Origin of the sequence: Bradyrhizobium sp. 186 (genome assembly GCF_023101685.1) — a bacterium.
Taxonomy (GTDB): Bacteria; Pseudomonadota; Alphaproteobacteria; order Rhizobiales; family Xanthobacteraceae; genus Bradyrhizobium.
The window spans coordinates 7,038,613-7,060,553 of sequence record NZ_CP082164.1 but is presented as its reverse complement, the minus strand read 5'-3'; the positions used below and the strand labels follow the sequence as shown (position 1 = coordinate 7,060,553).

General features: G+C 63.2%; 21 protein-coding genes and 1 pseudogene. 14 read left to right on the top strand and 8 right to left on the bottom strand.

Annotation, left to right across the window (positions count from 1 at the left end; all coding sequences use genetic code 11):
* Positions 1-59: 59 nt before the first annotated feature.
* The 3 genes from IVB18_RS34210 to IVB18_RS34200 all read right to left on the bottom strand — a co-directional run bounded on the left by IVB18_RS34210 (position 60) and on the right by IVB18_RS34200 (position 2,791).
* Positions 60-1,715, bottom strand: coding sequence for a thiamine pyrophosphate-requiring protein (locus IVB18_RS34210; RefSeq protein WP_256477122.1), 1,656 nt, complete (start codon positions 1,713-1,715; stop codon positions 60-62).
* 135 nt (positions 1,716-1,850) lie between these two features.
* Positions 1,851-2,348 carry a carboxylesterase family protein gene (locus IVB18_RS34205; protein WP_247984706.1) on the bottom strand — a complete coding sequence of 166 codons (498 nt, stop codon included), beginning with the start codon at positions 2,346-2,348 and terminating at the stop codon, positions 1,851-1,853.
* Positions 2,276-2,791 (bottom strand): alpha/beta hydrolase, encoded by a 516-nt coding sequence (locus IVB18_RS34200; protein WP_247984705.1) that lies wholly within the window; start codon positions 2,789-2,791, stop codon positions 2,276-2,278. The genes IVB18_RS34205 and IVB18_RS34200 overlap by 73 nt, the downstream gene beginning before the upstream one ends.
* A gap of 347 nt (positions 2,792-3,138) precedes the next feature.
* On the opposite strand from IVB18_RS34200, the gene IVB18_RS34195 reads away from it, so the two are divergent.
* The gene (locus IVB18_RS34195; RefSeq protein WP_247984704.1) at positions 3,139-3,585 is read left to right on the top strand and encodes a cache domain-containing protein; all 447 of its coding nucleotides are present in this window, start codon (positions 3,139-3,141) and stop codon (positions 3,583-3,585) included.
* A gap of 89 nt (positions 3,586-3,674) precedes the next feature.
* Here IVB18_RS34195 and IVB18_RS34190 read toward each other — a convergent pair whose 3' ends face one another.
* The 4 genes from IVB18_RS34190 to IVB18_RS34175 all read right to left on the bottom strand — a co-directional run bounded on the left by IVB18_RS34190 (position 3,675) and on the right by IVB18_RS34175 (position 7,583).
* On the bottom strand, positions 3,675-4,577 hold the full coding sequence (locus IVB18_RS34190) for an ABC transporter substrate-binding protein (protein WP_247984703.1): 903 nt from the start codon (positions 4,575-4,577) through the stop codon (positions 3,675-3,677).
* 1,166 nt (positions 4,578-5,743) lie between these two features.
* The gene (locus tag IVB18_RS34185) at positions 5,744-5,908 is read right to left on the bottom strand and encodes a Flp family type IVb pilin (RefSeq protein WP_247984702.1); all 165 of its coding nucleotides are present in this window, start codon (positions 5,906-5,908) and stop codon (positions 5,744-5,746) included.
* A gap of 408 nt (positions 5,909-6,316) precedes the next feature.
* Positions 6,317-6,553 (bottom strand): hypothetical protein, encoded by a 237-nt coding sequence (locus IVB18_RS34180; RefSeq protein WP_247984701.1) that lies wholly within the window; start codon positions 6,551-6,553, stop codon positions 6,317-6,319.
* 58 nt (positions 6,554-6,611) lie between these two features.
* The gene (locus IVB18_RS34175; protein ID WP_247984700.1) at positions 6,612-7,583 is read right to left on the bottom strand and encodes a Ku protein; all 972 of its coding nucleotides are present in this window, start codon (positions 7,581-7,583) and stop codon (positions 6,612-6,614) included.
* Positions 7,584-7,828: 245 nt separating this feature from the next.
* Between IVB18_RS34175 and IVB18_RS34170 the strand changes: the two genes are divergently transcribed.
* The 12 genes and pseudogenes from IVB18_RS34170 (at position 7,829) to IVB18_RS34115 (ending at position 19,852) form a co-directional block, all read left to right on the top strand.
* Entirely contained in the window at positions 7,829-7,984 is a 156-nt protein-coding gene (locus tag IVB18_RS34170) for a hypothetical protein (protein WP_247984699.1), read from the top strand.
* A 220-nt stretch (positions 7,985-8,204) separates the two neighbouring features.
* On the top strand, positions 8,205-8,879 hold the full coding sequence (locus IVB18_RS34165) for a response regulator transcription factor (RefSeq protein WP_247984698.1): 675 nt from the start codon (positions 8,205-8,207) through the stop codon (positions 8,877-8,879).
* Positions 8,880-8,972: 93 nt separating this feature from the next.
* The gene (locus IVB18_RS34160; RefSeq protein WP_247984697.1) at positions 8,973-10,349 is read left to right on the top strand and encodes a sensor histidine kinase; all 1,377 of its coding nucleotides are present in this window, start codon (positions 8,973-8,975) and stop codon (positions 10,347-10,349) included.
* A gap of 159 nt (positions 10,350-10,508) precedes the next feature.
* Positions 10,509-11,909, top strand: coding sequence for a hypothetical protein (locus IVB18_RS34155; protein WP_247984696.1), 1,401 nt, complete (start codon positions 10,509-10,511; stop codon positions 11,907-11,909).
* Between the two features lie 100 nt (positions 11,910-12,009).
* On the top strand, positions 12,010-12,279 hold the full coding sequence (locus IVB18_RS34150) for a hypothetical protein (RefSeq protein ID WP_247984695.1): 270 nt from the start codon (positions 12,010-12,012) through the stop codon (positions 12,277-12,279).
* A 131-nt stretch (positions 12,280-12,410) separates the two neighbouring features.
* Complete coding sequence (ccmI, locus tag IVB18_RS34145) at positions 12,411-13,529, top strand: c-type cytochrome biogenesis protein CcmI (RefSeq protein WP_247991797.1); 1,119 nt, start codon at positions 12,411-12,413, stop codon at positions 13,527-13,529.
* Positions 13,530-13,566: 37 nt separating this feature from the next.
* Entirely contained in the window at positions 13,567-14,058 is a 492-nt protein-coding gene (gene ccmE / locus IVB18_RS34140; protein ID WP_247984694.1) for a cytochrome c maturation protein CcmE, read from the top strand.
* Positions 14,055-16,037 carry a heme lyase CcmF/NrfE family subunit gene (locus IVB18_RS34135; protein WP_247984693.1) on the top strand — a complete coding sequence of 661 codons (1,983 nt, stop codon included), beginning with the start codon at positions 14,055-14,057 and terminating at the stop codon, positions 16,035-16,037. Before ccmE ends, IVB18_RS34135 begins: the two co-directional genes overlap by 4 nt.
* A 4-nt stretch (positions 16,038-16,041) precedes the next feature.
* On the top strand, positions 16,042-16,524 hold the full coding sequence (locus IVB18_RS34130; RefSeq protein ID WP_247984692.1) for a cytochrome c-type biogenesis protein: 483 nt from the start codon (positions 16,042-16,044) through the stop codon (positions 16,522-16,524).
* A 116-nt stretch (positions 16,525-16,640) separates the two neighbouring features.
* A pseudogene (locus IVB18_RS34125) lies at positions 16,641-17,105 on the top strand (methyl-accepting chemotaxis protein); the annotation flags it as partial.
* Positions 17,106-17,323: 218 nt separating this feature from the next.
* The gene (locus IVB18_RS34120) at positions 17,324-18,898 is read left to right on the top strand and encodes a Do family serine endopeptidase (RefSeq protein ID WP_247984691.1); all 1,575 of its coding nucleotides are present in this window, start codon (positions 17,324-17,326) and stop codon (positions 18,896-18,898) included.
* 273 nt (positions 18,899-19,171) lie between these two features.
* Positions 19,172-19,852, top strand: a complete 681-nt coding sequence (locus IVB18_RS34115; protein WP_247984690.1) for a response regulator transcription factor — start codon at positions 19,172-19,174, stop codon at positions 19,850-19,852.
* A 114-nt stretch (positions 19,853-19,966) separates the two neighbouring features.
* On the opposite strand, the gene IVB18_RS34110 is transcribed toward IVB18_RS34115, so the two are convergent.
* Complete coding sequence (locus IVB18_RS34110; protein ID WP_247984689.1) at positions 19,967-20,203, bottom strand: helix-turn-helix domain-containing protein; 237 nt, start codon at positions 20,201-20,203, stop codon at positions 19,967-19,969.
* Between the two features lie 1,124 nt (positions 20,204-21,327).
* Between IVB18_RS34110 and IVB18_RS34105 the strand changes: the two genes are divergently transcribed.
* Positions 21,328-21,900: a hypothetical protein gene (locus tag IVB18_RS34105; protein WP_247984688.1), complete on the top strand. Its 573-nt coding sequence runs from the start codon at positions 21,328-21,330 to the stop codon at positions 21,898-21,900.
* Positions 21,901-21,941: the final 41 nt, after the last annotated feature.

Sequence of the window (21,941 nt, the reverse complement as noted above, 5' to 3'; positions counted from 1 at the left end):
CCCGTGCGGCCGGAGCCAGCGCTCGCAGCCGCAGCCTTACCGCCGAAACCGGGCTCGGCTCACGTCCCCGGCCGCGACACTTCCGTCTCCTTGCTGGTTATGAACTCCAGCAGCACCGGCACGCCCTCCTGGGTCTGCTGGATGCCGCGCCTGATCGCGGGCACGATATCCTCCGGCTTCGTCACCCGCTCGCCATAACCGCCGAAGGCGCGCGCCATTGCGGCATAGTCGCCTGAAATGTCGGTCGAGCGATATTTTTCGGTCGAGATCGGCATCACTTTCAGCTCGATCGCCATCGAGAAATTGTTGAGCAGGATCGACATGATCGGGATGCGCTCGCGCACCGCGGTCTCGAAATCCATCCCGGTGAAGCCGATCGCCGCATCGCCCCAGACATTGATGCAGAGCTTGTCGGGTTTTGCGAGCTTGGCGCCCATCGCAAGCCCGAGGCCGTAGCCGAGCTGCGTCGTCTTGCCCCAGCCGAGATAGGTGAGGGGCTCGATCGCCTTCCAGAACGGCGAGAGCTGGTCGCGCGGGCTGCCCGCATCATGCGTGATGATGGTGTTGCGGATGTCGACGGTGTGCTGGAGGTCCCACAGCACGCGATAGGGGTTGAGCGGCGCATCATTGCTGGTGAGCTTCGGCATCCATTTCGCCAGCCACTCCTTGTGCGAGGCCGCGATCTCGGCCGCGACCGCCGAGGCATCGCGATCGCTGGTGACGGTCTTGCCGATCTCCTCCAGCAGCGCATCGAGCACGAGGCCGGCATCGCCGACCAGGCCGATCTTGGCTTCCACATCCTTGTTGAGATGGTTCGGATCGAGCGTGGAGTGGATGATGGTCTTGCCCTTCGGCATCGCGATGCCGAAACTGGTTTCAGTGAAGGAGCAGCCGATGCCGAAGATGACGTCGGCTTCAGCAAGGAACTTCGGGACCGCGCGCGGCACCGCGAGACCGCCGGAGCCGAGCGAGAGCGGATGGGTTTCCGGAAACGACGACTTGCCGCCCAGACTGGTGGTGACGGGAATGGCCAGTCGTTCGGCGAGCCGCTTCAGTTGTGGCCAGGCCTGCGCGTAATGCACGCCCTGGCCGGTATAGATCACCGGGCGCTTGGCGTGGACGAGAAGGTTGGCTGCTTCCTTCACATGCACGGGGTCGGCGCCGTAGCGGGTGCGCAGCACCGGCGTGTAGTTCAGCGGCTCTGGCACCTCCTCGTTCCACATGTCCGCAGGGATCTCGACAATGACGGGACCGCCGCGGCCGTTCTTCAGCTTGGTGAAGGCGCGGCGGAAGATGTTGGCGACTTCAGCGGCGAGGATGATCGGCTCCGAGGACTTCGCGAACGCCTTCATCACCTCGCTGGAGTTGAAGTTCGGCTCGATATGGGCGAGCCGGCGCTGATACCCCATCGGCAGCACCAGCACGGGAACGGATTCGCCAAAGCACTGCGCGACGCCGCCCATCGCGTTCTCGGCGCCCGGCCCATGCTGCATGCAGAACGCGCCGATCGAGCGTCCCGACGTCACGCGCGAGATCGCATCCGCCATGTGGATCCCGACGCGCTCCTGCCGCACCATCACCGGCCGAATCTCGGCCTTGGCCGCGTGCTCGATCAGGTGGTTGACGGGATAGCCGCAGAGGATCTCGATCCCCTCGCGCTTCATGATTTCCGCGATCGCGGTGCCGAGCTTCATGGCGTCTCTCTCCCTGGGCAGGCCGGTTGATCCGGCCGATTGAGGAGAGAGGATCAGGATTTTGGGGAAGCGTAAAGCGCTCACGCTCACGTGCGCCGTAGGTCAGCTATGCAGCGCGGTGTGCAGCCGGGCTGCCTATGGCATCGAGCGGGCTCGTTATTTCCCTGTCTTTGTGAAATCGACGATTTCGTTGCCAAGACGGGCGTCCGCCGTATTGATCGAATACACCTCTGACATATGATTATGTTGCGGCAACATGACTGCGCGCATGCATCCGCTTGCCCGCTCGCAACTTGCGCGCTTTAACATGTCGAATTGCTGCATGAACCCGGCGGGGTCGAGTTCTGCGGCTACCGTCATCAGCGGTATCGTTGTCGCCAGCAAACCTGGCAGTGAGGACTGCTCGGCGTAGCGTGCGGGATCAGCGCCATAGTAGACGCGGTAATCGCTGACTGAAGTCGCCGGCATATCGTAAATGCCCGATACAAGGATCGCCCCGGCAAGTCCGCCGGCCTTCACCTTATGCAATTCCGTGCGGGACACATAGTCAGCGACGTGCGCCGCGCCGGTCGAATGGCCCATCAGATAGATGCGTGCTGGATCGCCACCGCGCGTAATGATTTGATCTGAGACCCACTGAACCGCTGCGGCCACGTCTTCCCGCCTGCCGGCCAAACAGCCTGGGGCGCGAGGCGATACGTGGTGTTGACGCCGATGTAGCCATTTTTGACCGCCCACAGCATGATATTGTCGTTGAACGGGGCGCCCGGGGCGCGCTTGTTGCCTCGCACGAAGCCCCCGCCATGCACAAAGATCAGCACGGGCCGAGGCGACGTAGCCGCCGCTGGCATGAAGATGTCGAGCAGATTGCGATCGGCAGCGCCATACTTGGCGTCGCGCTCGACCTTGACGTCCCGGTAGGGCTCTTGCTCCTGCAGCGGCGTGTAGAGCTGGCTGGTTTGCGGCGGATCGATGACGCGACCGATTTCCTGCAGCTTGGCGGCGATCTCGGCGGGCATGGGGCTTTGCTGGGCGTCCGCGGCCTGGGCCGCGGCGACGACAAACCAAATGACAAGAACTGACGTTGACAACGCCACGGCTGAAATCCTTCTCTCTCTTATTCGACCATCATGACCGATCGCGTGTCCAAGTGGTACCGTTCCTGGGTTGCAGCATCACGCCGATCGGCCGCAAAAACTTTGGGCTTTAGGCGTGGCAAGGCATGTTCTAAGATGGCAACACGCGTCGCCGCGAGTTCATCGCATGTCTGGGATGCGGCTATTGTTGTGCCGTTCGTGTCGTGTCGTGTCGTGGCGTGCCGCGCGATTGAAAGACTCCATGTCCGGTTGGCGTGTTCGAGCCCAAGCCGATGACATTTGTGCGGTACGTCGCAAGATGATTGGCGTGATTGATTGCTGTTAGCCGGACCATTTGGAGTCAGATCATGATGAGCAAGTTCTTTGTTGCGGGCGCCGTTGGCCTCGCATCCATGCAAGCAGCGATTGGTCAGCAATACGGCAACGCGATTGAGGCTCGCGCAATGCTGGAAAGGGTTGTCGCCGGTATCAAGGCAGATCCTGGCGAGACGATCTCCCAGATCAACAAAAGCGACCCAAAGTTCAGCGACAGGGATCTCTACCCGACATGTGCTGGCCCGGATGGCAAGATGGTTGCAAACCCGAATCCGGCGCGCCTGGGCATTGTTCAAAAGGATAGTAAGGACGCCTCAGGGAAGCCTTACGGTGAGGAATTGGCCACGGCCCAGGAAGGAGTTGTCTCCGAAGTCAGCTATCTGTCGCCGCGTCCCGGCGCGGACAAGACCCCCGTCCAGAAAATCGCATTTGTTACAAAAATCTCGGGCTACATCTGCCTGGTCGGGTACACGCCCTGATTGCGTTCAAACAATGATCCGGAGACGATCGCCAAAAACTATTGTCCAGATGCGATGCCAGGCAATCATCGCCTATTTCACGCAGCGGTCTATTCGATGACTTCATTGGCGCGCGCGAGCAGCGACGTCGGCACGGTTATACCCAGCGTATTGGCGGTCTTGAGGTTGACGATCAGCTGAAGTGCCGTGGATTGTATAACCGGCAGATCAGCCGGCTTCTCACCCTTCAGAATCCGGCCGGTGTAAACACCGGCCAGACGGTACACATCTTCGACACTTCCACCATAGCTCACCAACCCTCCGGCTTCGGCGTACTCACGTCGATCGAAGATCGTGGAAATTGCATAGCGTTTCGTCAGATCGACGAGTTGAGCGCGTCGGCTGAATAGAAACGCATCCGTGTCGACCAGAAGAGCGCCCGTCCGTCGTTCAGCAAGTTGTGCAAGGGCTGCATCGATTTCGCTTTCAGTTGATGCGCCCACCGTCTCAAGTTGCAGTCCGATCGTGCGAGCCGCAGCTTCCAACGCTCTGGACTGCGTCTTGGCATTGGGATTCACGGGATTGACGAGCGCGGCAACAACGCTCGCGGTCGGGACGAGCTCATGCAGCAATTCCAGCCGCTTCGAAACCACCTCCACATTCAACGTGACCGCACCCGTCACATTGCCCCCCGGTCGATCCAGGCTGGCAACGAGACCTAGCTCAACCGGATCGCTGCTGGTCGTAAAGACGACGGGAATTCGCATAGTCGCCTTCTTTGCTACAAGGTTCGCAGGGGTGCTTGTCGCGACGATAACGGCCACGCGCCGGTCAACCAGATCAGCCGCCAATGCCTGCAAACGCTCGTAGTGGCCCTCCGCCCATCGGTACTCGATCGCAACGTTCTGGCCCTCAATGTAGCCGGTTTCGGCAAGCCCACGGCGAAATGCCGCAACGAAGTGGCCATATCCCTGCAGCGATGTGCCATTGATAAATCCAATGACCGGGGTCATCGGCTGCTGCCCACGCTGCAAGCGGCCACGCGGCAGCGGCGCTTCCGACTAACGAGACGAACTCGCGCCGCTTCATTGGATCATCCCTTTGGGAGCGCCTGTGACGTTGGTACAGCACCCTGGGCTTATAAACCAGGGAGTGAAGTCGTTTTACAGTGAAAGCCGCATCTGCCCCGTCCCTAGGAAGTCCGCTTCGGATCCACAAGGGTGACGTCTCGGCCGGCCCGAGTCGTGATCTCTTCAGCCCTGGAGAGCATACCTGGCAGCTCCGAGACAATTCGGCTTGAGGCCAGGTAGATGAGAGGTTGCGACGCGGCGAGGGGCGCCTCGCGAGGGGCCGGCGTTCACCTTTTGTGGAACGCTGCCCGTCGGGCAAAACAGCGGCCGACGGGCAAGATCCTGTCAAGCGCATCACGACAAGATAATTCTCTTTACCAGAATTCGGATTTGTCGTATAGGCAGATCATCCCAGCCCGCCACAAGGGGCGTTTCGCGATCGTCACGGGACGCGGGCCGGGGTGCGGTGGACGCGACGGCGTTGGCGCGCGAGGCAGGCTGTGGGGCGGAAATCCTCCGTGAGCAGCAGTACGCGCGGTACGACACGGCGCTGACAGCGTCCCCGCTCGGCTTCGACGGCGAGCGCACGCCAACCGTCGATGACGCGAGCGGGGATGTGCGCGGACGGAGAAGTCGTGTGGTCCTGACGCCCGAATCTGGCGTCAAGCGTTGCCGTAATGCACGCCGTCCAACCGGACGATGCGCATCAGCCATCGGCAAGGCGACGGGGGCAATTGGGTTCGACTCCCCGGGGAGAGCACGAAGGACACCGTTAAAACCATCCGCGTAGGGAAGGCCGGGATGTCCCGGCGTCACCTGTCGTCCAACCCGTGCGCGTCAAACCCGCACACGGGACTTCGGGTGCCAGCCGGCGCCCGGCCTTCCCTGCGCCCTCTCTTCGAAAAGAGGGGGAGATGAGAGCAAAGCTCGGGCGAAACAAGCCGCGAGAATGCAAAACCCTGTCTGTCGCTTGAAATGTGAATTGAGCCGATGCGCAGTTGCGCACACTCGTCATTGCGAGAGCCGCAATCGAGAATGGCTCGGCGCCAAGCTGAAAGCCGTGCTGACATCAACGGGGCCAGCAGGCCGCTTCCGGCCAGGTATGAGGCTTACTTCGTGGCCGCGCTGATCGAGTTGAACTTGTTGTTCAGGAGTGCCGTCCCGACATTGTTCACGGCCGTAATGATCGCGAGCGCGATACCGGTGGCGATCAGGCAATACTCGATGGCGGTGGCACCATTTTCATCGGCAAGAAAGGACCTGAGCAAAGCCATCGTCAACTCCTGTTCATCCGCCCAGCGTATGCTCGCGCCGTTTTCGGAATGGTAAATTGATCCATTAACTTTTTGCGCACGTGAAAAAGAACAGGCCGGTCGCGCTCGCCCGCTGCGTCATATATTGCCATCGATTAACTTAAGGTTCCCTGACCCAGTTCAGGTGGATCTAAATCGGCGCATCCTGCCCGGAACGGTGTCGCAAGTGGGGCTTGATGAGGGGCATTGAGAGGGGGCGGCTGTGTCGTCGCTCGTCCAGACGTGATTGAGCGTCCCGGCGTGTCCTTGCCCGGGCGTCTCAGCACCGCTGCGATACACGCGGTGCGACGAGGGGGCGGGCAGTCTTGGCAAAAACGACGGCGCTGCTTAACGGATTGTTGAGGCTGTTCTTCAACGGGTCGGGCAGGCTCACGTGCGACGAACGTCCGCGTTCAGCCCCCGCAACATCGCGATGCGGGCGAACATCATCCAGCCGCCGCCGGTCTCGGCCGCATTGATCAGGGTTTCGATCGCAGTCTGCCAGTGCCCGGCGTGCTGTTCGTCCTCAGGCAGTTGCATGATGTGATCAGCCGCGTCTTGAAGGGTCCGCAGCTTGCGTCCATTGCGCAAAGGAATCGGATCGTCGAACGCCGCCGACCAGGGCATATCAAGCCGGCCCGTCCGTGGACGATGTCACGACGCGCTTCGCCCCCGACTGCGGCCGCTATCCGGCCTTCTTTGCCCGCATCGGCTTGTCGGCCTTCTTGGAGGCGTCCTTGGAGGCTTCCTTGGCCGCGGCTTGCTTGCCGCCCTTGCCGGCGATCGGCAACAGCATCTCGCGCTGGCCTTCGACGCGCTTCTTCGGCTTCTTGCCCTTGGCGGCCTTGGCCTCGTGCTTGGCCGCGGGCGCTGCGTCCTTCTCGTTCGCGATGCTCTTCTTCAGCGCGTCCATCAGGTTGATGACGTTGCCGCCGGTCTTCGGTGCTGCCCTGGCTGCAATGGGCGCGCCGCTGCGCTTCTTGTTGATGAGGTCGATCAGGGCGGTCTCGTAGTGATCCTCGAACAGCTCGGGCTCGAACGCGCCGGACTTCTTCTCGACGATGTGTTTTGCGAGGTCGAGCATGTCCCTGGTGAGCTTCACGTCCTGGATCTCGTCAAAATATTCTTTCTCGCTGCGCACCTCGTAGGGGTAGCGCAGCAGGGTGCCCATCAGGCCGCTCTCGCGCGGTTCGAGCGCAATGATGTGCTCGCGGTTGGTCAGCACCACGCGGCCGATCGCGACCTTGTCCATGCTGCGGATGGTCTCGCGGATCACCGCATAGGCGTCGTGGCCGACCTTGCCGTCCGGCACGAGATAATAGGGACGGATCAGGTAGCGGTTGTCGATGTCGGTCTTCGGTACGAACTCGTCGATCTCGATGGTGTGGGTCGAGTCGAGCGCGATGTCGTCGAGCTCGTCCTTGCTGACCTCGATGTAGGTGTCGGTGTCGACCTTGTAGCCCTTGACGATGTCCTCGGAGGTCACCTCGTCACCGGTCTCGGCGTCGACCTTGAGATACTTGATCCGGTGGCCGGTCTTGCGGTTGATCTGGTTGAACGAGACCTTCTCGGTATCCGACGTGGCCGGATAGAGCGCGACCGGGCAAGTCACGAGCGAAAGACGCAGAAAACCCTTCCAATTGGCGCGGGGGGCCATAGGCTACTCCAAACGCAAAGGACAACTCGCAACGATACCATCGGGGAACAGCGAATCATAGCAAGCGCCGGGACGGAATCTTGCAACGGCGTTAACCGCCGGCCCCGGCATCCGTTGCCTCTTTCGCAATACGCACGCCGCAGCGCTCCTTCCGGAACATCGCTCCTGATCAGGCGTTGCCCCGGGACTTATCGTCGCGACAAGGTCGCGGCAGTCGGACGCGGCAGCCTGAGATTGAGGTCACCATGGCAACCACACGAGATCAACGTCAGATCGTCGAAACGCCGACCGAGGCGCGCCAGGGCGAGCCGGGACCTTCGGTGGCGGCGCTGCTCGCCATCTCGACGGGCCTTGCGATCCTGATCCTCGCCGTGGTCTGGTTCGTGTTCTTCCGGACCTGACGGCCGAAACGTCGGGCCTTCCAACTCGCCGCGCAACGCGGCACAGTGCGCCCGCCATGCCCCCGGCTCGTCCGGCGGCCCGGCGGGCGCAGTTGCGTCGGTCCGTGAATAGCATATGACCAAAAAGTAACGTAAGCCGGTTCCCCGTGTTCATATTCAGTTCACGCCGGAATTGCTCATCTCTGGCGGTCAATCATGCGGCCTATCCCTGGAGAGAAGCGTGCGCCTGCTCGTCGTCGAGGATGACCCCGATCTCAATCGCCAGCTCACGAAGGCCCTGACCGATGCCGGTTACGTGGTCGACCGCGCCTTCGACGGGGAGGAGGGGCATTATCTCGGCGACAACGAGCCCTACGATGCCGTGGTGCTGGACATCGGCCTGCCGAAGAAGGACGGCATCTCGGTGCTGGAGGCCTGGCGGCGCAACGGCCGCACCATGCCGGTCCTGATCCTCACCGCGCGCGACCGCTGGAGCGACAAGGTCCAGGGCTTCGATGCCGGCGCCGACGACTACGTGGCAAAGCCGTTCCATCTGGAGGAGGTGCTGGCGCGCATCCGCGCGCTGCTGCGCCGCTCGACCGGCCATGCCCAGAGCGAACTGAGCTGCGGCCCGGTGACGCTCGACACCAGGACCGGCCGGGTCAGCGTCTCCGGCAATCCCGTGAAGATGACCTCGCACGAATATCGGCTTCTGGCCTATCTCATGCACCATTCGGGGCGCGTCGTCTCCCGCACCGAGCTCGTCGAGCATCTCTACGACCAGGACTTCGATCGCGACTCCAACACCATCGAGGTCTTTGTCGGCCGCATCCGCAAGAAGCTCGATGTCGACATCATCCAGACCGTCCGCGGCCTCGGTTATCTCCTGACCCCGCCGGCAGTCCCCGGCGCTTGAGGCGTTGGGGCTTGACGGGCGGCCGGACACGGGGCCTTGGTCGGATCATGATTGCCGACGACCCGACATTCTGCGCCTCCCGGGACCCTTCCGATGCCCGCTAGCTCGCTTGCCAACCGACTGTTCCTGTCGGCGACGGCGTGGCTGGTGGTGATCCTGGCCATCACCGGCGTCGTGCTGTCCTCGGTCTACAAGAACGCCTCCGAGCGGGCGTTCGACCGCCGGCTCAACCTCTATCTCCGCACGCTGATCGCGGAGGTCGCGACCCCCGACGAGCCGCCGGACCGCCAGTTCCAGTCGCTTGGCGAACCCTTGTTCGAATTGCCGCTGTCCGGCTGGTACTGGCAGATCACGCGGACCGATACCGAAAAGCCGGAAGTGCGCTCGTCGCGCTCGCTCTGGGACAAGAAGCTGCCGAAGCTGGAAGAGCAGGGCGCCGAGCTCACCACGGCCGGCATCCGGCTCGCCTATGTCGACGGGCCCGAGGGCCAGAACCTGCGGATGGTGGAGCGGCCGGTCGATCTCGGCGGCGACGGCAAATATCTCGTCAGCGTCGCGGGCGACGACACAGAGATCTTCGACGAGACGCGCAGCTTCGACTACTATCTCGGCGGCACCTTCACCGCGCTCGGCGTCGTGCTGCTGCTGACCACGGTGTTCCAGGTCCGCTTCGGCCTCGCGCCGCTCAAGCGCATCTCGGAGTCGATTGCCGATATCCGCTCCGGGCGGGCGGAACGGCTCGAGGGCGAATTCCCGGTCGAAATCGCGCCCTTGGCGCGCGAGACCAACGCGCTGATCGACGCCAATCGCGAGATCGTCGAACGCGCCCGCACCCATGTCGGTAATCTCGCGCATGCGATCAAGACGCCGCTCTCGGTCATCGTCAACGAAGCCGGCATACACGCGGCCGACCCATTCGCGGCCAAGATCATGGAGCAGGCCAACGTGATGCGCGATCAGGTCTCCCATCACCTGGAGCGCGCCCGTATCGCCGCGAGAGTCTCGGTCGTTGGGACCGTGACGGAGGTTGCGCCTGCCATCGAAGCGCTGCGGCGGACCATGGAGAAGATCCATCGGGACCGCGGCATCGTCGTCGAGGCCAAGGCCGATCCGTCGGCCAAATTTCGGGGCGAGCGGCAGGACCTGGAGGAGATGGTCGGAAACCTCGTCGACAATGCCTGCAAATGGGCCGCCTCGCACGTCTTCATCGAGGTTTTGGTGGAGATGCCGCATCCCGCCGGCACGGGGCCCCGTTTGCGGATCATCGTCGATGACGACGGCCGTGGCCTGTCGGAGACCGAGCGCGCCCAGGTCTCGCGGCGCGGCCAGCGGCTCGACGAGTCAAAGCCCGGCTCCGGGCTTGGCCTTTCCATCGTGGTCGACCTCGCCGCGCTCTACGGCGGTAGTCTTTCGCTGGGCGGTGCGCCGATCGGGGGCCTGCGGGCCGAACTGGTCCTCCCTGGCGTATAATCCTCTGTTCCCTCACGCTTATTTGGTTTGCCGGGGGGCGATCCGGGCGAAACCGGTGGGATTCGGCGCGACTTCCTCAACGGCTTCTTAAGGCGCGTGCCCCTATGATCGCGCCCGGACGCATCCCTCGTCCGCCACTTCACCGTGCATACCGGGCGTATGACCCAGACATCGATCGAGCGGCTGAGAGACTATCTCGCGCAGCTCCCGCCGCAGGCGCAGGCGCTGCTGATGCGGGAGTTCGAGCGCGCGCTGGAGCGTGGCCAGGACACGGCCGTGGCGACCCTCGTGCTCGAGCAGTTGCGCAAGATCGTGCGCAAGACGGAGGCCGACGAGGTCCCGCCACCACGTACCGACGATCTGTCGCGGCTGCTGTTCCAGGTGCTGGAACCCTTCCTGGTCGAGGCGGGCGCTCCGACCCGGGTCGGACAAATCCGCCGTTCCTCGCTACAGCCGATCTGGCAATGGCTCGGCCGTGACGGTGCCCCGGACAAGGTGAATGAATTCGAGGCAGCGCTGGCGCGGATGCCGGCGGACGGTGCAGGGCAGGTCGAGGCCCTGACGCAGAAGCTCCAGGCTGCGGCCGCGGACGCCATCTTCGCCCTGACCGGGCCTGGCGGCGGCGACAAGTCGCGGGCGCTCGCCCGCGTCGGTCCGCCCAACGTGATCGAGGACCTCTATTCGATCGGGGCCGTGCTCGGGGTTCGCGAGGCCATTGCCACGCTGAACGAAAAGCTGCCGCGCTTCCTGCGCGCCTTCGGCGATTCCCAGATCGCCTCGGTGACTTCAGCGCTCAACATTCCCGTGCTCCAGACGCCGCAGATGCTGCCCTTCGCGCTGTCGATAGTGGTGCAGCGGATGACTGCGCCGTGGCAGATCATCCGCCTCGCCATCAAGATTGCCGCATCGGACGACGAGATCCGCGTCGCTGCGACACCGTATGGGGTCGCCGTCACCATCGCCCTGCACGACTTGTCCCGCGTTGCCGCGATCCTGCGCATGGACATCAAGCGCAGCCACTTCGACAATGTCGCCGACAATCTCAAGGCGCTGCACGATGGCGTGCGCGGCCTGCGCACCGAGCTCGACCTGCGCAACGATTCCGTCTGGGGCAAGCAGTTGACCTCGATCCGGGCCGACATCTCCAATGCGCTCCAGTCGGAGATCGACAGCGTTCCCGGCCGCGTTCGCCGCATTCTGCGCCAACGCGCCGAGAAGGACATTCCGCCGGGGGCGCGGATCGACAGCACCGAGGTCGAGGAAACCGCGGCGTTGATCGATTTCGTCGCGACCTGCCGGAACTACGCCAGCGAGCTCGCGATCAACGAGGTGACGCTGCGCACCTATTCCGACCTCCAGCAATATGTGGAACGGTCGACCGAGCAGCTCGTGCAGTCGCTTCGCGCCGCCGATCACAAGGTCCGCACCTATCGGCAGCAGCAGGTGCAGGCCGCAATCCGCTTCTGCCAGGTGCTGTTCGGCGATGATTACGCCTCGCTGATGAGCAGGGCTGCGGAAAATGCGCTCACCGGCGAGCGCAAATCGTCGCGTGCAAGCTGATCCAAGCGCATATTTTCGTGATCACAATTTGTAGTTGACGATGCCAATGGTGAGCCCTACGCTCCCCGTGCAAGTCCGGGGAATTTCTATCTGTGGGCGCATGAAACCACTTATCAGCTTCGTTGAAATCGAGAATCGCATAGTCGTGGCGAACTACCAGAGATTGATGGTCAGGGCGAAGGTGGTGCTGGTCGAGAAGGCAAGTGGCCAGCAATTGCCGGACACGACCACCACGATTGCATCGCCGGTTCCCGTTGGCGCGGTGCGCATCAGATTGCCGGATGCGATCAAGCCGGGAACGTACTTCCTGAAGGCCCTCAACGGGCACGGCGAGGACGCCGCCCGGAGTGTAGACTTCGAGATACACTAAGCCGTTGGATTTCCACGATTTCGAGACGGCATCCGGTCGCGGCAAATTGACAATTGTCAATTGCCGCATCGTCCAGCCGTGGTGTAAAGCCACGCATGGGCGCGGCTCGCGCGCTGCCGGAAGTTTGCCAGATGACGCTATGGTTCGTGTTCGCGCTGATGACGGTCGCGGCGATCTTCGCCGTGCTCTGGCCGCTCGGCCGCGGCGCGCGCGCGGAGAGCCAAGATACAGAAAATCAAGGCAGCGAGGTTGCGGTCTACAAGGACCAGTTGACCGAGATCGAGCGTGATCTCGCCACGGGGCTGATCGCCGCGCCGGAAGCCGAGGCTGCGCGCGTCGAGATCGGCCGCAGGCTGCTCGCCGCCGCCAGCAGCGGGCCCGCACTGGCGCCGAAGTCCAGCCTGAATTGGCGTCGCGCGGCGGCCGTGCTGGCGTTCGCCGGCCTGCCGCTCGTTGCGATCGGTGTCTACATGCCGCTTGGTTCGCCGAGGCTTCAGGACTTTCCGCTGGCGCAGCGGGAGCGCGGATCCGGGTCCGGCATGGCGCTCGAGAATCTCGTCGTGCAGGTTCAGCAACATCTTGAAAAGAATCCGACCGACGGGCGCGGCTGGAACGTGCTCGCGCCGGTGCTGGCGCGGCTCGGCCGCTTCGACGATGCGGTGCGCGCCTATCGCAACTCGCTCACCTACAATGGTGAGAGTTCGGAGCGCCGGGCCGATCTCGGCGAGGCGATCTCGGCCGCTGCCGGCGGCGTGGTCACCGCCGAGGCCAAGACCGAATTCGAGCGCGCGCATGCCCTGAACGCGGACGATCCCAAGGCCAACTACTTCCTCGGGCTCGCCGCCGAGCAGGATGGCCGCAAGGATGATGCGGCTGCTATCTGGCGCGCGCTGCTTGCGAAAGCACCGGCGGATGCGCCGTGGCGCCCCCTGGTGCAGTCCTCACTCGCGCGGGTCGGCGGCAGCACGGTGCCAGCGTTGTCGGACGAGACGATCGCGGCCGCGAAGGATATGAACGAGGGCGATCGCGGTGCGATGGTGCGCGGCATGGTCGAACGCCTGGCCACTCGGTTGAAGCAGAACGGCGATGATGTCGAAGGCTGGCTGCGCCTGGTGCGCGCCTATCTCGTGATGGGCGATCGTGACAAGGCAATGGGCGCCTCGACCGACGCCCGACAGGCGGTCGCCAACGACGCCGAGCGGTTGCGCCAGCTCAACGAGGGCCTCAAGACTCTCGGGCTCGACGGATGACGATTTCGGAACGAGACGAGCGGAGAACGGATACGCCATGACGCGCAAGCAGCGACGTATGACCATCATCGGCGGTTCGCTCGCCGTGCTCGCGCTCGCCGCCGCGCTCGTGCTCAACGCCTTGCGCGACTCCATCGTGTTCTTCTCCACCCCGACCATGGTTGCCGAGAAGCACGTCGAGGCCGGCAAGCGATTTCGCCTCGGCGGCCTGGTGCAGCCGGGATCGCTCCAGCGCGGCGACAATCTCATGGTGACCTTCGAGGTCGCCGATGGCGGTGCCAAGCTTCCCGTTGCGTACAAAGGCATCCTGCCTGATCTCTTCCGTGAAGGGCAGGGCGTGATCGCCGAAGGCGCGCTCGACGCCAACGGCGTGTTCAAGGCCGACGCTGTGCTTGCCAAGCACGACGAGACCTACATGCCCAAGGACGTCGCCGATGCCCTGAAGAAGCAGGGGCACTGGAAGGACGATTACGGCGCCAAGCCTGCGGCCACGACCGCGCAGGGTAACCCGCAGGGAGCAGTGCGTTGATCGCGGAATCCGGACACTACGCGCTGGTGCTGGCGCTCGGACTGGCGCTGATCCAGTCCGTCGTGCCACTGATCGGTGCACGCTTGCATGATGCTGCGCTGATGAACGTGGCGCGTTCCACCGCGCTGGCGCAGCTGCTGTTCGTCGGTGCCTCGTTCATAGCCCTCGTGATGCTGCACGTGAACTCGGATTTCTCCGTCGCCAACGTCTACGAGAACTCCCACTCCATGAAGCCGCTGATCTACAAGATCACCGGCGTGTGGGGGAACCATGAAGGCTCGATGCTGCTATGGGTATCGATCCTGGCGCTGTTCGGCGGGCTGGTGGCGGCCTTCGGCAACAATCTGCCGCTATCGCTGCGCGCGCATGTGCTCGCAGTCCAGGCCTGGATCGCGAGCGCCTTCTATCTCTTCATCCTGATGACCTCGAATCCGTTCCTGCGCATCGCCAATCCGCCGATCGAGGGACGCGATCTCAACCCTGTGCTCCAGGACATCGGCCTCGCCGTGCATCCGCCGATGCTTTATCTCGGCTATGTCGGGTTTTCGATCTCGTTCTCCTTCGCGATTGCAGCGCTGATGGAGGGGCGGATCGACGCAGCCTGGGCGCGCTGGGTGCGGCCGTGGACGTTGGTCGCCTGGATATTCCTCACCCTCGGCATCGCGATGGGCTCCTACTGGGCCTATTACGAGCTCGGCTGGGGCGGCTGGTGGTTCTGGGATCCCGTTGAAAACGCCTCGCTGATGCCGTGGCTCGCCGGCACCGCGCTGCTGCATTCGGCGGTGGTGATGGAGAAGCGCAATGCGCTGAAGGTCTGGACCATCCTGCTGTCGATCCTGACCTTCTCGCTGTCGCTGCTCGGCACCTTCCTGGTGCGCTCTGGTGTCATCACCTCCGTGCACGCCTTTGCCACCGATCCGACCCGCGGCGTGTTCATTCTCCTGATCCTCTGCCTCTTCATCGGCGGCAGCTTGTCGCTGTTCGCGGGTCGCGCCACCGCGTTGAAGCAGGGCGGCCTGTTCGCGCCGATCTCGCGCGAGGGTGCTCTGGTCCTCAACAACCTGCTGCTCACCGTGGCCTGCGCGGTCGTGCTGTTCGGCACACTCTATCCGCTGGCGATGGAGGTGCTTGCCGATTTCAAGATGTCGGTCGGTGCGCCGTTCTACAACCTCACCTTTGCCCCGCTGTTCACCCTGCTGCTGCTCGCCGTGCCGTTCGGCCCGATGCTGGCATGGAAGCGCGGCGACCTGCTCGGTGTCACCCAGCGCCTGCTCGCGGCGGGCGTTGCCGCGCTCGTTGTGATCGCCATTGTCTGGGCCTGGACGCGTGGTGGCAGCGCGCTGGCGCCATTGGCAATTGGGCTTGGAGTCTTCGTCATCGCCGGTGCCGTGACGGATCTGGCCGAACGGACCGGCTTGTTCCGCCTGCCGTTCGCAACGACGCTGCACCGGGCCCGCGGCCTGCCGCGTTCGGCCTGGGGCACGGTGTTCGCTCATGCAGGGCTCGGCATCGCGTTGATCGGGATCGTCTGCGAGACCACCTGGAACAGCGAATATATCGCGACGATGAAGCAGAACGAAATCGCCCACATCGCCGGCTACGATCTGAAGCTCGACGGGCTGTTCCAGCGCCAGGGGCCGAACTACCGCGAGATGATCGCCGAGTTCAACGTCAGCCGCGACGGCGAGACGCTCAGTGTCATGACGCCGTCCAAGCGCAGCTTCACCACCCGCGGCTCCTCGACCACCGAGGCGGCGCTTCTGACCCGCGGCGCAAGCCAACTCTACGTCTCGCTCGGCGACGCCACCGCCGAGGGCACGATCGCGGTGCGCATCTATCACAAGCCGCTGGTGCTCCTGATCTGGTGGGGGCCAGTGCTGATGGCATTCGGCGGCATGCTCTCGCTCTCCGACCGGCGCTTGCGGGTCGGCGCGCCGAAGCCGGCGCGGGCCAAGCAACGCCTCCAGCCGGCGGAGTGATCCGATGCGTCGGATGTGGCTCGTGATCGTTGCGATGCTGCTGCTGTCGTGGCCGGCGGCCTATGCCGTGCAGCCCGACGAGATCATGTCGGATCCCGCGAAGGAGGCGCGTGCGCGCGAATTGTCGCGCGAGCTGCGCTGCATGGTCTGCCAGAATCAGTCGATCGACGATTCCGATGCGCCGCTCGCGCGCGATTTGCGGCTGCTGGTGCGGGAGCGGATCGCGGCCGGCGACAGCAATTCGCAGGTGCTCGACTTCCTGGTCGTGCGCTACGGTGAGTTCGTGCTGCTGAAGCCGCGGTTCGAGCGTCAGACCCTGCTGTTGTGGCTGCTCGCGCCGCTTTTGCTGACCGGCGGCGGTCTGGCGCTGTGGCTGCAAATCCGGCGTCGCGCGCGGAATGCTGCAGACGTCCCCGCGCCGCCGCTCACGCCCGACGAAGAGGCGCGGCTCGCCGCATTGATGTCCGACGACGCAAAGCCGCGGTAGCTACGTAATGATACGTAGGTTGTCTGGTGCAGCGTGTTTCATGCTCTGTTGATCTTTGTCTGGAAGCTTGGCGCGAATTCGATTCCAGACTTTGAGTGCTTCCGATGTTCACGAACAGCCTGCTGGCGCTCAACGCCACGATCGAGGCGGCAAGGGCAGGGGAGGCCGGAAAGGGTTTTGCGGTGGTCGCTTCCGAAGTGAAGAGCCTCGCGCACCAGACCAGCAAAGCAACGGAGGAGATCACCTCGCACGTTGCCAGCATCCAAGGCATCACCGCCGAGACGCGCGGGGCGATCGACGGCATCTCCAAGACGCTATCGGAGATCTCGTCGATCATGTCCGGCATCGAGGTCGACACCGCTCAGCAACGCAACGCGACCCAGGATATCACGCGCAGCGTCCAGGATGCCGCGCGCGGCACGCTCGAGGTTTCCAATCACATCGTCCAGATCACCTCGACCTCGGCGGAGACCGGGCGCATGGCCGCGGAGGCCCGCGATTCCGCCGTCGACCTGTCGCAGCAGGCTGAGACCCTGAAGCGCGAAGTCGACGAATTCATCGTCAGCGTCAGGGCGAGCTGAAAGCCCAAACGTCATTCGGCGCCCGTCACAGGAACTTGATTAAGTTCCTGTAGAACCACGACTTTTGGCCTGCGCTAAACTGCCGCATCGGCGCGGGCCTTCATTACGAAAGTTTAACCCCGCCGCCAGCGCACGGTAAGGCGGGAGCCCCCATCTTCAGCTTCGTAAAGTGCTGCCATCCGGCACCAAAAGAAATTCAAGGCCCTGGAGACCTCTGCATGACCGACCGTCCCGATCTTTCGAACCTTCCGTCCTACCGGCAGTCGCGCCGGTCGGTTTTCTCGGCGCGCAAAATCGCGCTGATGGCTTCGGTTGTCGCCGGCTTCGGTGCCGCCGTCTATGGCTTCAGTCCGTCGACCTCGCCTGCCGACCTGTTCTCCAGCCCGGCGCATGCGCAGGTCAACAACGAGGTCCGGAAGGTCGAACGTCCCGTCGGTTTTGCCGACGTCGTCGAGCGCGTGAAGCCCTCGGTGATCTCGGTGAAGGTCAATATGAAGGAAAAAACCGCGAGCAACGATGACGGCGACGATTCCTCGCCGTTCCAGCCGGGCTCGCCGATGGAGCGCTTCTTCCGCCGCTTTGGCGGACCGGATGGCTTCCCCGGCGCGAAGGGTGGTCGTGGCCGCGTTGTGCAGGGCCAGGGCTCCGGCTTCTTCATCTCGGCTGACGGCTTTGCCGTGACCAACAACCACGTGGTCGACGGCGCCGACAAGGTCGAGGTCACGACCGACGATGGCAAGATCTATACCGCCAAAGTGATCGGCACCGATCAGCGCACCGACCTTGCTTTGATCAAGGTTGAGGGCAGCTCGAACTTCCCGTTCGCCAAGCTCGCCGACGGCAAGCCGCGGATCGGCGACTGGGTGCTCGCGGTCGGCAATCCCTTCGGCCTCGGCGGCACCGTGACGGCCGGCATCGTCTCGGCGAGCGGCCGCGACATCGGCAATGGTCCGTATGACGATTTCATCCAGATCGACGCGCCCGTGAACAAGGGCAATTCCGGCGGTCCGGCCTTCAACACCGACGGCGAGGTGATGGGCGTCAACACCGCGATCTACTCGCCTTCCGGCGGCAGCGTCGGCATCGCGTTCTCGATTCCCGGCAGCACCGTGAAGAGCGTGGTGGCGCAGCTCAAGGACAAGGGCTCGGTCAGCCGCGGTTGGATCGGTGTGCAGATTCAGCCGGTGACATCTGATATCGCCGACAGCCTCGGCATGAAGAAGGCCGAAGGCGCGCTGGTTGCGGAGCCGCAGGCGAATGGTCCGGCGGCGAAGGCCGGCATCGAGTCCGGTGACGTGATCACGTCGGTCAACGGCGAATCCGTCAAGGACGCCCGCGAACTTGCCCGCACCATTGGCGGCTTGGCGCCCGGCGCGACCGTGAAGCTCAACGTGCTGCATAAGGGCCAGGACAAGGTCGTGAATCTTACCCTCGGTCAGCTGCCGAACACGGTCGAGGCCAAGGCTGACACCGACACTGATAGCAACAAGGGTGCGACCCGCGGTACCGACGTGCCGAAGCTCGGCATGACGGTAGCGCCCGCGAATTCCGTCGCCGGCGCCGGCAAGGATGGCGTCGTGGTCACCGAAGTCGATCCGAAGAGCGCCGCGGCCGAACGCGGCTTCAAGGAGGGCGACGTGATTCTCGAAGTCGGCGGCAAGAGCGTGAGCACCGCCGGCGACGTCCGCGACGCGATCAACACGGCGCGGACCGACAGCAAGAACAGTGTCCTGATGCGCGTGAAGAGCGGCGGCCAGTCGCGCTTCGTCGCCGTGCCCCTTGCCAAGGGCTAGGCCTCAGGAGGCTTACGAGACGAAGGGTGTCGCCGGCATCAGTCGCCCCCGCCGACGGCGCCCTTCGGGGAAGCAGCGTAACGTTCGCTTCTCCAGTCTACCTTCCGGTGGAATTACGCCCCCCTCCGTCGGAAGGCTTAGGGCGGTGAGGTCCCCCCAGCTTCACCGCCCGCCTTTTTCTCGATCCGAGATTCTCCCGTTCGGCTTGCATGCGATTGCCGCTCGCGCCATGTTCAGAGAAGGTTGACCTCCTTGACCGCCGCCGAACGCACGATGCGCCTCCTCATCATCGAAGACGACCGCGAATCCGCCGACTACCTCGTGAAGGCGTTTCGCGAGGTCGGACACATTGCCGACCACGCCAGCGACGGCGAGGAAGGCCTCTCCATGGCCGAAAGCGGCGATTATGACGTTCTGGTGGTCGACCGCATGCTGCCCAAGCGCGACGGCCTGTCGCTAATCGGCGCCCTGCGCGACAAGGACGACTCGACTCCGGTGCTGATTCTCTCCGCGCTCGGCCAGGTCGACGATCGCATCAAGGGCCTGCGCGCCGGCGGCGACGACTATCTGCCAAAGCCCTATTCCTTTGCCGAGCTGCTGGCCCGCGTCGAGGTGCTGTCACGCCGCCGCGGCGGTCCGGCCGAGGACACTCTTTACCGTGTCGGCGATCTCGAGCTCGACCGGCTCTCCCATCGCGTCGCCCGCGGCAAGGACGAGCTGACGCTTCAGCCGCGCGAATTCCGCCTGCTCGAATACCTCATGAAACATGCCGGCCAGGTGGTGACGCGCACCATGCTGCTGGAGAACGTCTGGGACTATCATTTCGATCCACAGACCAACGTGATCGATGTGCACATTTCGCGGCTGCGCTCCAAGATCGATAAGGGTTTTGAGCGGCCGCTGCTGCACACGATCCGCGGCGCCGGGTACATGATCCGTGACGGGATCAGATAAGATCCAATAATTGTTGAACTTTTTCAGACGTGCGGTTTCCAGATTGCCAATTATTTACCACTTCTCTCAACCGTAAATCTGCTCTGCAGCATCGCCGAAAAGTAAAAACCCCGCCTAAGCGGGGTTTTCTTTGATCGGCCTGCGGGCGTCCGGCAGCGTTTTGAGCCATACTCTCAAATCGTCCGGCAGGATGATCGTACGCCTCCCGTGCTTCTTGGCCTTGAGATCACCGCTGCTGATCGCCTCGCGAATGGAAGTCAGCCCGATCCCGGTGAGGGCGCTTGCCTCCTCAGGTGACACCGAGAGCCGTTCCGAGAGCGGTACCTTTCCCTTCTGCCCGAACTCGTTCATCACATAAGCCCCAATCGTTTGCGGGCCACGACGGTGTGGCCTTGGCCTGCGATTTCGGCACAGGCGACAATCTCACGCGCCTCCTTGGCGTAGCTCGGTACAACGGCCGATACAGAGCGCATCGGAAAACGTGATCATCCCCCACATGATGCAATTGGGCGTGCCGAAGTAAAATGGTCGCCAAAATGCGTGGGACAATTGGATACCAAAGCGAATGAAAGGAGAGGTTCCCGCGTCCCAATTTCTTCGCCCCTACTCAGGCAATAGCTGCGACGAATTTCTGGAGCCTGGGGCGATGCCGCTCACCACCGCAAAGGTGATCACCTATTGATATCGCCGATTGCGTTCGTTGTGCTTTGTCGAGGGTGTTTCTGGTGCGAAACTGGTGCGGTTAGCGAACCTCGGGCGGAGCCGTTTCACGCGACTAAACTAGCTCCGACCGTTCGAAGAACTGCATGTCGGGTGTATGAGTCTGTCCCATGATGGATTGGACGGAGAGTTCAAAGTGTTCAATTTGTTAGAAGGCGGCGTGTGCACAGCGTGTGCACCGGGAGATCAAGAAAAATCTATTGAAAGCAAGTGTGGGCGGTCGTTTGGAGTGATGTAGGGCGCGCAGCGCCGTGGACGGCCTAGCTAGCGAAGTTGGGTCACCAGCAGAGCTCTGTGTTCGGCTGATCGCGAGGAGCACCGCGGAGGTCGCCTCTGTTGTCTGGAAATCAGATGACCATGGCAACTTGATCGAAATGAGGGGCGGCTATTTCAGGGATGTCTTTTTTCAAACAAGGTTAGCGGCCTCACGACCTGAGATCAGTGACTTACCTCATCGTGGCTTTGAGGGGGCCAAGTCGCGCCGACTACCACACGAACCCATGATCCCACGATCCGTATAATCATCTAAGGCGCCCCCCGACAGAGTATCCACCGTCCCCGTGACAAGACGTGGCGCAGGCCGCACCGAATGTGGCGCGCGCCTCACCCGAGCCAGCGCAAATCACCTACTATGCCAGCACGAGATTATTCACGTGGAAGACCATGACCGAAACAATCGAAACCGAGATTGCGGCGTTGCACGCGCGCGCCGACACCTAGCTGCCGATGCGGCGTTCTTTGACGCCAAGTCAAAGTTGCAGCGCCACCACCTCGAAGCTGATCTCTACGCGGACGATAAGGCTCGCGCGAAGCTCGAGGCGGCAGTCGCCGCCTGCACGTTGACGCGCGACGGCTACGCCGATGCGCTCGCCGAGGTGCAGACGAAGATCGCTGACACCGAACGGAGGCTGGCGGCTGAGCGCGCCGCCGCCGAGCGCAAGGCGGCGAGCGAGCAGTTGGCGCGTGATCTCGATGGTGTCGAGCAGGCGCTGCCGGACTACCTGCACGCCGGTCGCCATCTTGCTAGTGCATTGGAGGCGATCCACCACAGCTTCGAGGCCGCACAAATGGCGACCTTCATTCACAACGGACAGGCTCAGATCGAGATCGCCGCCGCGTTCGTTGTGCAGGAATTGCGCAATATGGTCGGAACGATCCGCGATGGCGCTGCACCAATCCCCGCAGCCAAGCCCGACGCCACGTTCACGCCGGCGCCGGAGTCCGTGCCGTACATCGAGGCCGATCCGATGCTGCGCGAAGGCATTTTCACAGTGATTGATCGCAGCGCCGAAGCGCGGACGATCCAGATCGAGGTGTCGCGGATATGAAGGCAGCACCTCCCGGCTGGCAAGTGGTCACGCGCATCGAC